Origin of the sequence: Sphingobacterium sp. LZ11T8 (genome assembly GCF_024261425.1) — a bacterium.
In the GTDB taxonomy this organism is placed as follows: Bacteria; Bacteroidota; Bacteroidia; order Sphingobacteriales; family Sphingobacteriaceae; genus Sphingobacterium.
Genome location: NZ_JANBZY010000004.1, coordinates 168954 through 184044, shown reverse-complemented (window position 1 = coordinate 184044; position 15091 = coordinate 168954). Strand labels below are relative to the sequence as shown.

At 39.5% G+C, this 15091-nt stretch carries 8 protein-coding genes; 7 read left to right on the top strand and 1 reads right to left on the bottom strand.

Going from position 1 to position 15091, the window contains the following annotated elements; genetic code table 11:
* Window positions 1–400 precede the first annotated feature (400 nt).
* From NLF99_RS11275 to NLF99_RS11260, 4 genes are all read left to right on the top strand, one after another.
* Complete coding sequence (locus NLF99_RS11275; RefSeq protein ID WP_254528272.1) at window positions 401–5590, top strand: translocation/assembly module TamB domain-containing protein; 5190 nt, start codon at window positions 401–403, stop codon at window positions 5588–5590.
* Window positions 5580–7880, top strand: coding sequence for a BamA/TamA family outer membrane protein (locus tag NLF99_RS11270; protein WP_254528269.1), 2301 nt, complete (start codon window positions 5580–5582; stop codon window positions 7878–7880). The genes NLF99_RS11275 and NLF99_RS11270 overlap by 11 nt, the downstream gene beginning before the upstream one ends.
* A gap of 213 nt (window positions 7881–8093) precedes the next feature.
* Complete coding sequence (locus NLF99_RS11265; protein WP_185213589.1) at window positions 8094–9038, top strand: malate dehydrogenase; 945 nt, start codon at window positions 8094–8096, stop codon at window positions 9036–9038.
* A 28-nt stretch (window positions 9039–9066) separates the two neighbouring features.
* On the top strand, window positions 9067–9519 hold the full coding sequence (locus NLF99_RS11260) for a retropepsin-like aspartic protease (RefSeq protein ID WP_185213588.1): 453 nt from the start codon (window positions 9067–9069) through the stop codon (window positions 9517–9519).
* Here the strand turns inward: NLF99_RS11260 and NLF99_RS11255 are convergent.
* Window positions 9486–10715 carry an MFS transporter gene (locus NLF99_RS11255; RefSeq protein ID WP_185213587.1) on the bottom strand — a complete coding sequence of 410 codons (1230 nt, stop codon included), beginning with the start codon at window positions 10713–10715 and terminating at the stop codon, window positions 9486–9488. The two genes, NLF99_RS11260 and NLF99_RS11255, sit on opposite strands and share 34 nt — an antisense overlap.
* A gap of 274 nt (window positions 10716–10989) precedes the next feature.
* Between NLF99_RS11255 and fsa the strand changes: the two genes are divergently transcribed.
* The 3 genes from fsa (at window position 10990) to rnr (ending at window position 14867) form a co-directional block, all read left to right on the top strand.
* On the top strand, window positions 10990–11649 hold the full coding sequence (fsa, locus tag NLF99_RS11250; RefSeq protein WP_254528265.1) for a fructose-6-phosphate aldolase: 660 nt from the start codon (window positions 10990–10992) through the stop codon (window positions 11647–11649).
* Between the two features lie 86 nt (window positions 11650–11735).
* Window positions 11736–12200 (top strand): Fur family transcriptional regulator, encoded by a 465-nt coding sequence (locus tag NLF99_RS11245; RefSeq protein ID WP_185213585.1) that lies wholly within the window; start codon window positions 11736–11738, stop codon window positions 12198–12200.
* Between the two features lie 537 nt (window positions 12201–12737).
* Window positions 12738–14867 carry a ribonuclease R gene (rnr, locus tag NLF99_RS11240; RefSeq protein ID WP_254528262.1) on the top strand — a complete coding sequence of 710 codons (2130 nt, stop codon included), beginning with the start codon at window positions 12738–12740 and terminating at the stop codon, window positions 14865–14867.
* Window positions 14868–15091 lie beyond the last annotated feature (224 nt).

Genomic DNA, 15091 nt, shown 5'->3' with positions numbered 1-15091 from the left:
TAAGACATCAATAATTCAAAATTTTTAAACAATAGTTTAATGTTATTTCAATATTTATAAATGAAAATACTTAGTGTAAACAAATTGATTATTAATAGAATATACGGCACATTCCTTGCTTTAATTCACCGAAAGACAATAAAGAAATCTAGGGTATTTTCCTTTTCAAACTATATATTTGCAGGAAAATTATGCTGCAATTAAATTGATTTATTATTAAACAAATGCAGCTAATAGGTGTTAGTAAGAGATACAATATTAATTATAAAAGGATATTTTTCAGGCTTTGAATAGATTTGGTCGAATTGTATTAAAAACGGTCTTGTGGATTATAGGGTCCATAATAGCTTTAATTTTACTTCTAATTTTTCTGATCCGTCTTCCCTCAGTTCAAAACTATGTGGTTGGCAAGGTTTCGAATTATTTAGAGAACAAGCTTGGAACTCAGGTAGATATTGGCCACATCTATATCAACTTCCCTAAAAAGCTGGAGTTGAACGATGTCTTTTTTGCGGATGAATCGAAGGACACCCTCATCGCGGGAGAATCCCTGATGGTCGACATCAATATGTTCAAATTATTAAAGAACACTGTTGAAATCAACGAACTTCAGTTAAAAGGGATTACTGCCAAAATCAACAGAAAGCTTCCTGATAGTACTTTTAACTTTGATTATATTGTAGCTGCGTTTTCTTCAGAAAAAGAAAGTACACCTACCGCTGACTCTTCTTCTGCCCTAACCTTTGATATTGACAAAGTCCTTTTTGAAAGGATTAAATTTGTCTATAAGGATGATGTGATCGGTACTTCTGCAGATATTTACTTAAATAAGTTTGATACTCGGGTATCTAAATTTGACCTGACGAATAATATGGCATTTGGCATGCCAAATGTAAAAATCGATGGTTTATCTGCTGATATCAAGCAATGGGCAGTAATCAGCTCGCAAGATTCCATTAAAGCATCAGATTTTGGTATTACCGATCAGAGTGTAGAACAAAGCTCCCTACTTCCAAGTATAGATATCAAGACGGTAGACCTGAAGAATATCTTTATCCGATATGATGACAAGGCGATCAATATGCAGAGCAAATTCGACATTAAGAACCTTGCTGGTAATATTGATCAGATTGACCTAAATAAAGAAATCGTAAAGCTGAAAGAAATCAAGCTTTCGCAATCCGATTCTGAGGTTCTATTTGGAAAAACAACAACAGAACACACTTTTGACGATAAGGCTGATACCACAACCTCCTCAGTCAACTGGAAGGTATCTGTTGATAAACTGGCCATTGAAAAGACGAATTTCTGGTTCAAGGATGACAATGAAGCCAGGACCAAGGGAATTGATTATTTTAACCTTAAGCTTACCGATATTGCCGGAGCATTAGATGGGCTCTATTATTCATCTGACTCTATTTCAGGTGATTTAAAAGGATTCACGGTAAAGGACCATTCTGGTTTTGACCTAAAAATGTTGAAGGGTGATTTCGTCTATACCAATACCGGAGCAACCATCAAGGATCTATTGCTTGAAACCCCAAATACCCTGATTCAGGATGAAATTGTCATTTCATATCCATCATTGGATGCTGTTTCAAACAATCCAGCGACCATGAGTATCAATGCCAATATCAAAAAGAGTCATATTGATATGAAAGACATTAGGTTATTAGCTCCTGACCTTGAAAAAGAGGAAGTTATGAAGCCTTTAATGAACAAGCGCTTTTATATTGATGGTAAAGTGATGGGTAAATTGAACGACCTTCGCATTCCTCGTTTTGAGTTCAAAACTTTGAACAATACCCATGTAATAGCTACCGCCCATATTAAGGGGCTTCCGGATGTAGATAAAATGTATCTTGACCTGAACCTGAAAAAATTGGTTACCGGCCGAAACGACCTCAATCAATTAATCGCTCCTTCCCTATTGCCTGATAGCATACAGTTACCTAGGAACATCAGTTTGACAGGTACCTTTAAAGGAGGCATGAACGGTTTTGACACCGACATGAAATTGATTACGGAGCAAGGAAATGCCACGGTTAATGGAAAGTTGAACATGGGTAGAGATACTACCTATAATGCCTTTGTGACGGTTGACAATTTCAACCTGGGCGAATTCCTGAAACAGGATTCTGTTTTAGGCTATGTATCTGCACAAGCCCAAGTAAATGGAACAGGCCTTGATCCAAAGACCATGCAGGCCGATATATTAGGTACGCTGAACCGATTTGATGCGATGGGCTATAGCTATAAGGACATTGATTTTGACCTCACGGCGCGCTCAGGGGATATTGCAGGTACTATAAACAGTCCCGACCCTAACATTGATCTCGATGCCAATATACAAGCAGATATGCGAGGTCAATTTCCGAAACTATATGCTGAAATGATGATTGACAGCATTAATTTCAAGAATTTGAAATTAATGGATCAAGATGTCCGATACCATGGAAAGATTGTGGCCGATTTTGAAAGCCTAGATTTGGATAATCTGAACGGGGCATTATTGGTAACCAATTCTTCAATTGCCTATGAGAAGGACCGCTATGCATTGGATACGATTTCACTGACGGCCCAGGCTGATACCGGTAAAAATACTTTAATATTAAACTCAGAGTTTATGAGTGCCCATTTGACGGGCAGTTATAAACTGACTGAACTGGGATCTTCCATTTCAGATATTATACAGACTTACTATAATCCTTCGGGGATACATCAGAAATATGAATATTCACCACAGCAATTTGAATTTTCAGCACGCTTATATCGTTCTAGGATCGTTAGGGATTTCCTTCCTGAACTGGAAGAACTACAGGATGTAACCTTAGATGGAACTTTCAACAGTGCAGACCGGACATTGATGGCCAAGCTCTTGGCACCGAAGGTCACTTATGCCGGTACTGAGATAGAAAATGTGGGTGTGGATATCATTACAGCCGACAGCACTTTATATTACAATGCCTTGATTGGCCATATCTTAGTTAGCAATATTGAGCTTAGAAATACGGTTATCAGTGGTAGTGTGGTAGAAAACAATGTTGATTTCGGTCTGTGGATCAAAGACAAGGAAGATAAGGAACAGTATCATTTAGGTGCGACCATGTTGGTTGGCAACAATAGCTATAATCTTTCCCTGAAAGAAGATGGACTGATGTTGAACTATGAGGACTGGGATATCGAACCGAACAATGTTATCAGTTTTGGACAGAGAGGTGTTCGCGCTTCTGGCTTTGTTCTGTCCAATGAAGGTCAGGAATTGCGTATTCAATCGCAGGATTCCACTTACAATGCCCCTATTGACCTTAGCTTCAACAATTTTAGAATTGAAACCATCACCGAGATGCTTCAATCTGAAACGCTAAAAGTTGGTGGAGGTATCAATGGAAACGCAACGGTATCTAGGTTTGAGTCTTCTCCAGTATTTGTTTCCGATTTGACAATCGATAAATTCTTCTTTGGCACAGATACCATTGGTAATGTCGCCTTAAAGGTGAACAACATCAAAGAAAATACGTATTCAGCCGATGTCAGAATTACGGAAAACGGAAATGACGTTCATTTGGTGGGTGATGTTATCTCTCCTCCAGAAGGAGATATGCAGATCGATGCTACACTGAACCTTAACCCAATGCGCATGCAAACTATCCAAGCTTTCAGTTTGGGTAATCTGAGGGATGCTCAAGGGGATTTATCAGGTGCGCTGAAAATAACCGGAACTACTTCTGCGCCAAGGATCAATGGTGAGCTGACTTTCCACGATGCCATAATCAATGCATCTATGTTGAACTCCAATATGCGCGCGGATAACCAAAAGATCTATTTTAATGATCAAGGGATTTCTTTCCGTCAGTTTAATTTGGTAGATTCCAAGAACAATGTTGCTCGCTTAAATGGTACTATCAGAACGACAACCTATACAGATTTTATCTTTAACCTGAACTTGACTACCGATGATTTCGAGGTCATGAACTCTACACGTCTGGACAATGATCTATTCTTTGGAAAGATGTATGTGACTTCAAACCTGCGTATAACAGGCGACTTGGATAAACCAAGAATCGACGGTAATGTCAAGGCTAATGACCGGACGGATTTCAACTTTATTGTACCTAATGACGATCCAGGTGTGGCTCAACGCGAAGGTGTCGTAAAATTCGTGGATAAGAGTGATACCGCAAGAGCCAATGTATTTGCTCAACTCGATTCCTTGACTACGGTATCAAGTCAATTATCAGGATATGATATCGCCTTGAACCTGAGCACAGATCCTGATGCAAAATTCAAGGTAATCTTGGATGAAGGAACTCAAGATGCATTAAATATTCAAGGGGTTGCAGAAATCAATACCAGTATTGATGCCAATGAGAAAATCACCATGTCTGGAACCTTTACGGTGGAAAAAGGTGACTATACCTTCTCCTTCGGCCCTATTTCAAAGGATTTCAGTTTCCAAAAAGGAAGTACCATTACATGGAATGGAGATCCATTGGATGCCAGATTAGACATTACAGCTGTTTACTCCGGTAAATTCGCTACACTGGAATTGGTACAGAACCAAATTGGTTCTGAGAGCCAAAACCTTTATAAACAAAGGGTTCCATTCAATGTATTATTGAAATTGACCGGCGAACTGTTTAAACCGCAGATCAATTTCGATATCGATTTGGATGAAAAGAATGCCATAGTTTCCCAAGATGTGGTAAGTAAGGTAAATATTGCCCTTTCAAATATGCGTGAGGATCCTGCAGAATTAAACAAACAGGTTTTCTCCTTGATTGCTTTGGGTCGATTTATGTCGGCTAATCCATTTGAAAGTTTGTCTGGAGGAGGTACAGAAGCGATGGTAAGAAGTACGGTAAGTTCATTCTTGACGGGTCAATTGAACAATTTGGCCTCTGACCTGATCAAGGGCGTGGAGCTTGATTTCAACTTGAATTCTGAAGAGGATTACTTGACCGGAAATGCGGAAACAAGGACCGACCTCAATGTTGGTATCTCTAAGATGTTATTTGATGATCGTTTGAAAATCACGATAGGTTCTAACTTTGAGGTAGAAGGAAATACACGTCCAGGCGAAAAAGCTTCGAATATTGCAGGTGATATTTCCCTAGATTATCAATTATCGAAAGATGGACGTTACTTTGCGAGAGTTTACCGCAAAAATCAATATCAGGCCACCCTACAAGGGCAATTTGTTGAAACTGGTATAGGTTTTATCATCAATATGAGCTACAACAGATTCAGGGAATTGTTTATGAATTCTAAAGCGCTACAGGAATATTATAATACCGACAGCCGTGGGTTCAGAAGAAGATTTGATGTGGAAAGGATGGAAACTGATTCGGTGTACCGTGATTCTGTTCGCATGGTCATCCGTGATAGTTTGATGATCCATAGCCCTGAATTCAGAAAACGCATGGAAGAACGGGAAAAAGAGAGAAAACAGGAAGAGTTGAAAACACAGCCGGATAGCACTGGCCTTCCTATAGATAGCACACATAGAGATACTTCAACAAATACCATTGAACCAAATAAGTCTGCCATTAAAAATGAAGAAGAGGAAGGGGGTAATAATGAAAATTAAGCACCTATTTGCATACTCCTTTGGACTATTGCTTGTCGCAAGCTGTAATCCTACAAAATACATTGCTGAAGGGGACAAATTCTATAAAGAAGGTGATGTTGTCATCCATAATGATACCATTCCTAAAGAGCGAAAAGAAGGTTTTGAGACTTTCTTGGAAAACTCTTTATTGCCCAAGCCAAACAGTAAACTATTAGGGGTTTACTTTAAGGTTGGTCTCTGGAATATGGGTGGAGGCCCAGATACCAGCAATAACTTCGTGAGACGTTGGTTGAAAAAACAAGGTGAAGCCCCTGTCCTATTAAGTGATGTTAATCGTGAATACAACGAAAACCTGCTAAGGAATAAGATGGAAAACCTGGGTTTCTTTACCGCGAGAGTTACCTCTGACACGCTTATCGATGGTAAAATGGCCACTATTCAATATGATGCCTTTCCAGGACCGATCTACAGGATCAATGAGGTTAAATTTGACGTGGATAGCAATAGCCGTTTGGGAAAATCCATCATCGGGACCAAGGACCAGACCTTGTTGCAGCCTGGAAACAACTATAACCTGGATGTTATCTTGAACGAAAGAGACCGGATTGACAATAAATTGAAGGAACAGGGTTATTATTATTTTAGTCCCGATAATTTATTGGTTGAAGTGGACAGTACGATTGGAGACAATAAAGTCGACATGTTCATGACCGTAAAACCGGAAACTCCTAGACAAGCAAAGGAGCCGCAACATATTGGTAATGTATATGTTTTTGCAGATTATAAGGAAACTGCTGGATCCAATAGAAGAAGGGTTCCCAGGAGCGTTGAGAAATATGATGATAAGTTCTATATCATAGACCCGCAGAACAAATACCGTAAAAAAGTTTTGGCCAACCACCTCTTCTTGGAACCAGAACAGATGTACAACCGTTGGAACCATAACATGACCATCAATCATTTGGTGAACCTGAACACCTTCAAATTCGTAAAGAACGAATTTGTGGATAGCCCTGATTCTACCGATCATTTGGATGTGTACTATTATTTGACACCAATGGAGAAAAAATCCATTCGTTTGGAGCTGGTGGGTAAAACTGCCGCCGTTTATAATGGTACGGAAGTAACTGCCAACTGGACCCTAAAGAATGCTTTTAAAGGATTCGAGAACTTAACCGTATCTGTTTTTGGGGGGTATGAGACCCAAACAGGTGGAAATGTAAACTTAAATTCTTCCTATATCCGTTATGGTGCCGAAGTAGGGATTACCTGGCCGCGCTTGCTTTCTCCTTATAAATGGACTCCAGGGAAACAATATATACCTAAGACATTCTTAAAAGCGGGTTATGAATTCCTGAACCGTAGGACCGCCTATACCTTGAATTCAATGACCTTAAACTATGGTTATGCATGGAAGGAAAACCAGCAGAAAGACCATAATCTAACGCTTGCCGAGATCATCTATGTTCAACCTCGTGGTATTTCAGATGAATATAGGGCGCAGATGGACACCGTACCTACCCTACGTCATATTGTTGACCCGCAATTCTCCTTTGGTCCAAATTACGTGTATACTTTCACGAATACGATGGAGAACAAAAAGCATACTTTCTATGCCAAAGCAGGGTTGAACACCTCAGGAAATATCCTGGGACTGATTCAAGGGGCGAACTATAATGAAGGAAAAATCAAGGAACTATTTGGCACTCCATATTCGCAATTTATTAAAGCAGAGGCTGATTTAAGGCATTATTTAAAGATTACTCCTACTTCAACCTTGGCATCCAGGATAATGATCGGAACGAGTTATTCCTACGGAAACTCGCGTTCTCTACCATATTTAAAGCAATATTTCACTGGAGGCCCCAATGGTTTAAGGGCTTTCAGGGCACGTGCGGTCGGACCGGGTTCATCCCTACCGGAAAACTTGGGAGAGGAAAACTTTTTTGCTGACCAAACTGGTGACTATAAACTAGAATTGAACACGGAATATAGAGCCAAGATTGCAGGAATGCTACATTGGGCCGCTTTTATCGATGCGGGTAACGTATGGTTGCAAAACAAAGATGAAAACAAGCCTGGAGGTCGTTTCAGTAAAGATTTCTTAAGTGAGTTAGCTGTTGGTGGAGGTTTAGGATTAAGGTTAGATTTAGATTTCTTGATTATCCGTACAGACTTTGCCATTCCATTTAGAGTTCCATATCGTCCTAAAGATGACCGTTGGGTATTTAAATATATCGACATACGGGACAGAGATTGGAGAAGAGATAATCTGGTGTTTAACCTAGCGATAGGTTATCCATTCTAGAAAAAAGAGCTGTTTAATAAACAGCTCTTTTATTTTGCCTGAATTATCCACTTTTAATAAAAATTAGGCTGGTTTATCCCTTTGATTTTTTCTGATTTTCTTTCAAGAAATTTGCATTGTAATTATTGATTTACATTAAATTGACGCTATTTAGCCTGCGATTGAGGATTATTTTTGTTAGATTTAGTGGAAATAAACATAACCCTTAACTATATGAAAATAACCGTAGTTGGAGCAGGGGCAGTTGGAGCAACGACCGCTGATAATCTGGTAAGAAAAAATGTAGCAGAAGAAATCATCTTGTTAGACATTAAAGAAGGATTTGCAGAGGGGAAAGCCCAAGACATGATGCAAACTTCTGCCCTTTTAGGATTTGATTCAAAGATAAAAGGTGTTACCAATGATTATTTAGCAACAGCAGGTTCAGCAGTGGCCGTGATTACTTCTGGAATTCCTAGGAAACCAGGTATGACCAGAGAGGAATTGATCGGTACGAACGCAAATATCGTAAAGACTGTAGTTGAAAATCTAATCAAACATTCTCCAGATATCATCATACTGATTGTTTCCAATCCGATGGATACAATGACTTATTTAGCTTTAAAATCTAGTGGATTGCCTAAAAACCGAATCATCGGTATGGGCGGCGCATTGGATTCTGCACGCTTTAAATATCAAATCAGTGATAAATTAAATGCATCAGCCAATGACCTGAATGCCATCGTAATTGGTGGTCATGGCGATACCACGATGATTCCACTGATCAAACATGCGACTTGGAACAGCGTACCGGTTGCCGATTTCCTAACTGAGGAAGAAGAGCAAGAAATCGTGAAGAAAACCATGGTTGGAGGCGCCACATTAACTGCTTTAATCGGTACTTCTGCTTGGTATGCACCAGGCGCAGCAGCAGCAGCGATGGTAGAAAGTATAGTTCACAACCAGAATAAATTATTCACGGCTTCGGTTTACCTAGAGGGAGAATATGGACAGGAAGACATCAATATCGGTGTTCCCGTTATCATCAATAATAAAGGTTGGGACAGAATAGTGCCGATGAATTTATCCGCGGAGGAAGAAGAACTGTTCAAGGCAAGTGCAGAGGCTGTACGCAAAATGAACGATGTTCTTTATGCCGAAGGGGTACTCAAAAAATAACTCAATATTATTTCAGAATTTTATTTAAATGCAAAATATTCCATTTGAAGTCATCGGCCTGCAAGCCGATGGCTTTCATATTATTACAGAGATCGAGATTTTTGACAAGAATTTTAAAATGGTCATCGACACAGGTGCTTCAAAAACCGTGTTGGACAAGGAAACCCTTTTGAATTCAGGAATAAACGAGGAGGAGTTCCTTAACACCGATATCTTATCCACTGGACTTGGAACCAACAATATGCAGAGTTTCATGATCACCATTCCCCAAATAAAAATGGCAGATTGGTCCACCAAAAACTTTACAGCGGCTGTTTTAGACCTGAGTTCCATAAATTATGCCTATAGTCAGATAGGTTTAGATCCGGTAATCGGAGTTTTAGGAGGCGATATCTTAAAATTATATGGAGCTAAAATAGACTACAAAAAGAATATATTGACCTTAAATCAGCGTAAATTGAACTTAAACAACCGGCGTTGAATATGAAGCCTTAGGTAAATATAGAACCCTATGGCCAATAGAATTCCACATCCACCCATAATATAAAGGGTGTTTTTAATACCTACAATTTCAGCTATAGCCCCTGTCAATAAACTTCCGACAGGGAAGATCCCTTGGAATGCCATCACATAATAAGACATGGCCCTAGCTCTGTATGCAGGCATTGCGTGGGTTTGTATATAGGTATTTATGGATGAATTCTGCATCATCATGGAAAATGAAACCGCCCCCGTGAACAGTAATGCAGACGGTAGATAATGGGCAAAAGCCAATAAGACCAATGAAATACCCATAAAAAAGGCTGCAAACATAATCCTATACCTGAGGTTTTCCCCAGTTTTTAACCTTGCCATATTGATCGCTCCGATCATGGCTCCTAATCCAGCAGCACTTTCAAACCAGGAGAAAGTACGTTCATTTCCCTGAAATAATTCCCTCGCCACTGCAGGTAAAAGTGAGGTATATGGAATAACCAATAAGCTAGATATGCTTAAAATCACGATCAAAGAAGCAATATGCGGCGATCTCTTGAGATAATTAAAACCATGTACGAGGCCTTGGAAGGAGGTTTCATTTGGAATTACAATGACGTGTTCCGTTACTTTCATTAGCAATAAACAGATAATTACCGGGATAAAACTCAAAAAATTCAGTGTAAAACAAGCTAATTCTCCATAAGTGGAGAGTAAAATCCCTCCTATTGCTGGCCCGACCATCCTCGCGGCATTGAATATTGAACTGTTTAAGGCAATAGCATTGGGCAAATCCTTACGGTTATCGACCAAATTCACCAGCAAAGCCTGTCTTCCCAAAACATCAAATGCATTCACAACGCCTTGAATAAAGCCTAAAATGGACAAATACAGTACGGATTCCAGCTTTAAATAAACCAATAAGGCCAATAAGCCGGCTTGAACCATCAGGCCGATCTGGGTAATCAGAACAAGTTTATATTTCTTATGTCTATCGACGAAAGCACCAATAAAGGGGGATAAAACAAGCGATGGAAGTAAGGAAATAAAGGAAACAAAACCTAGCCAAAAGACGGAATTTGTCAGTTGATAGACCAGCCAGCTGATGGCTATCCGTTGCATCCAAGTACCTAAAAGGGAAATTGATTGCCCTATAACATGTAATCGATAGTTGGGGTATTGGAGAGATCTAAATATTTGCATGAAATGCGTATTGTTGTTACAGCTTTTTAAAGATAAAGGATTGAAACCCAAAACGGAAATACCTATTGCAAGTGAATGAATTATTACAATAGCTTTCCAATATTAACAGGAGAAGGCTGGAAATTGTTGCATTTGATATTAAAAATGCGTTGAAACGTAATAAATATCTTGGATATGAAGCCAATAACTTCAAATCTTGAAACAATATAATTACCTTTGCCTATCCTAAAGGATAATCAAAAGTTCTACAAAACAAATTAATTCAAATACTATCATGAAATTTTTTATTGATACCGCAAACCTTGAACAAATCAAAGAAGCTCAAGATCTTGGCGTTTTAGACGGAGTAACCACCAACCCTAGCTTAATGGCTAAAGAAGGTATTTCTGGGGAAGAAAATGTAATCAATCACTACAAAGCTATTTGCGATATCGTTGATGGAGACGTAAGTGCAGAGGTAATTTCTACAGATTACGAAGGCATGATCAAGGAAGGCGAGGCATTAGCAGCGTTAGACAGCAAGATTGTTGTTAAAGTTCCGATGATCAAAGACGGTATTAAAGCGATTAAATATTTCAGTAAAAAAGGCATCAAAACCAACTGTACGCTAGTTTTCTCTGCTGGTCAGGCGCTATTGGCGGCTAAAGCAGGCGCTACTTATGTATCTCCATTCATTGGTCGTCTAGATGATATTTCTGTTGATGGCTTAGGATTAATCGAAGAAATCCGTGAAATCTACGATAATTACGGGTTTGAAACACAGATTTTAGCGGCATCAGTACGCCATAGTGCACATATTTTAGGCTGTGCTAAGATCGGTGCAGACGTTATGACTGGTCCTTTATCAGCTATTTTAGCTTTATTGAAGCATCCATTAACTGATAGCGGATTGGCTCAATTCTTAGCTGACCACGCAAAAGCAGCAGTTAAATAGTCTACTATTTGCTGATAAAATATAAGGCCTCCAATGTGAAATTGGGGGCTTTTTTTATACCCAATTTAATTGTGTAAATTTATACCATGAAAGCGGATATGAGCACGGAATTGGATCCGGAAAAACTAGAAGAATTCAGCCAGGTATTAAAGGCAAATCAACTTAAAATCACCCAACCGAGACTAAGGGTTTTGGATATTATTTCCACCAAACTTTCAGCAATTTCACAACCCGAATTGGAGAAGATTTTAGGTTCAGAAATAGACCGTGTAACCCTCTATAGAATCTTGGCAAGCTTTGAAGAAAAGGGTATCCTCCATAAGGTTTTCGACCTGAATGGAACTGCGACTTATGCCTTCTGTTCGACGAAGTGCTCAGCGGACCATCACCATGATCAGCACGTTCATTTCATCTGTTCAGTCTGCAATTCTGTCTACTGTCTGGAGGAGATAGCCTTACCCAAAATCAACCTTCCAACCGATTTTTCTTTGCACTCCATTGCCATAAACGCTGTAGGAATCTGCGACATTTGTAACGAGAAATCCTCGTAAATATTCATATTTTTTTTATAAATTGCTCTTGAAATTTCATGACCCAAAGAAATTTCAAGAGTATTTTTTTTACTCCAAAACCTTAAGCTAAATCACTTTTTATTTCTTGCTAATATTTAGTATTTAATTATATAGATGTTTATTTTATAAGCATTTACGTATTCGAACATTCTACAACAGTTCAATATATTCATTTTAGCACAAAGCAAGGTTTTACCCACCAAAACCCATTTACAACTAATATACAACAACTTACGAATACAACCCGTAAAATATGTTTTAGCAAAATTCATTTACCATGTTATTTATCAGCTATTTATGATAGATAAAATACACATTAAATTAATATACAAATGGGATCAAAAATAAAACAGCCATTTTCAACCCTATGAACCAATAACCGACAGTTTTCAGTATATTAGATTCGGGTTTCAGAGGAGTACAAAAAATACTGACTGGCAAACCATTTAGTTCCACCCTCTCCCCTCTCCTTCCCTTAAAGATTTTCAACGGAAGGAACAGACAAAACGACAGACTATGAAATCAAAAAAAGAGAATCCTTACAAAGAAGTTTTAACCCAACTGATCGTAGACATTTTTGAAAAATCCGGAAACACCTCACTTAACTATAAGCAAGTAGCTGCCAAACTTAACATAACCGACAGCGACTCGAAAGCCACCATTTCAGACATCCTTTCGGATGGTTCAAGACTAGGTCTTTTCCACCAACCTGAGAGAGGAAAATTCCAACTTAAACAACTGCATGTTTATGTCACTGGAAAGGTTGACATGACTGCCGATGGATCAGCCTATATCGTTCCTGATGACGACAGTGAAAGCGACATCTATGTAGCCCCTCGAAAACTGAGACAAGCACTGCACAATGACATCGTGAAAGTCCATGTCTACGAAAGGAAGAAAGGAAGAAAACGAGAAGGCGAAGTGGTGGAAATCTTGCAACGTGCAAAGACAGACTTTACCGGTACCATAGACATTTCAAAATCCTATGCCTTCTTCCAACCGGACGACCGAAAAATGCTGCACGATATTTTCATCCCACTGGACAACCTGAACGGGGCGAAAAACGGAGAGAAAGTTTTGGTGTCTATTTTGGAGTGGCCAAAGAATGCAAAGAACCCTATCGGTATTGTAAAAAGCGTCCTTGGTAAAAAAGGCGAAAACAACACCGAGATGAACGCGATCTTAGCGGACTTTGGATTCCCCCTCGAATTCCCTAAAGCAGTAGAAGACGCAGCGAATTCAATTTCGGACTCCATCTCTGCAGAGGAAATTTCAAAGCGTCACGACTTCAGGTCGACGACCACCTTTACGATCGACCCTGCGGATGCAAAAGATTTTGACGATGCGATTTCATTCAAGAAACTGGAAAACGGAAACTATGAGGTCGGCATACATATCGCTGACGTTTCGCACTACGTGACTCCTGACTCCACTTTGGACAAAGAAGCATTTGAACGCGGAACTTCGGTTTACTTGGTTGACCGCGTAATCCCTATGCTTCCAGAGAGACTTTCTAACAACCTTTGTTCATTGCGCCCTAATGAGGACAAGCTATGTTTCTCAGCCGTATTTGAAATGGACGAGAAAGCAAATGTGATCGACCAATGGTTCGGAAGAACGGTTATACATTCAGACAGAAGATTCAGTTATGAAGAAGCGCAAGAGATCATCGAAGGAAAAGAAGATGAATTATCTGAAGCAATCTTAAAGCTGAACGAACTCGCCTTTATCCTGCGCGACCGTAAATTTAAGGCTGGAGCGATCAGCTTTGAATCCGAAGAGGTAAAATTCAATCTCGATGAAAACGGAAAACCTCTTGGCGTTTACACCAAAGTGAGAAAAGAAGCCCACAAGTTGATCGAGGACTTCATGTTGTTGGCCAACCGCAAGGTCGCTGAATTCATCGGGAGAATGGGAAAAGGAAAGAACAAGCTTCCTTTCGTTTACAGATTCCACGATGTACCCAATCCGGAGACCCTGACCAGCTTTTCTCTGTTTGCCTCTAGGTTTGGGCACCGCCTGAGCATCAAGACCGACAAAGAGACCGCAAAGTCCTTAAACGCGCTGTTGACAAAAATCGAAGGCTCCAAAGAACAGAACCTTCTGACCTCATTGGCGATCCGATCGATGGCAAAGGCCATCTATACTACCAAGAAGACTTCTCACTACGGGCTGGCATTTGATTATTATACGCACTTTACCTCCCCTATCCGTCGATATCCAGACGTGATGGTACACAGACTGCTTCAATTCTATCTGGACGGTGGTAAAAACGTGAATGCGGAGCATTATGAAAAAATGTCTGAACATTCCTCCCAAATGGAAAAGAAAGCTGCAGAGGCAGAGAGAGCTTCCATCAAGTACAAACAAGCCGAGTTCTTACAGGATCAGATCGGCATAGAATACACCGGAATCGTCTCTGGAGTGACCGAATGGGGTATGTACGTAGAGATCGAAGAGAACAAATGCGAAGGGATGGTACGTTTGAGAGATATCACTGACGATTTTTACACCTTGGACGAAAAGAATTTCGCCATTATTGGGCAGCGAAAGAAAAAAGTTTACCAATTGGGGGATGAGGTTCAGATCAAGGTCAAGAAAGTGGATCTTGAAAAAAGACAGATTGACTTCACGTTATTGAGCTAGACCTTAGGAATATCCTATCAAAATAAAATACTTGCCCTTTAGTTTTCTAGAGGGCATTTTTATGTGGATCAGACGGGGTTACGGAGATTTAACAATAAATTTTTGACAAATAGGCATTTATTTCAAAAAACTTAGCACACAACTCTTTACAGTTTAGATTATTCTTTATATCTTTGCGGACTTAAAAACATTTTTTAACAAAAACAAAAAAGAAAAACAGGTAA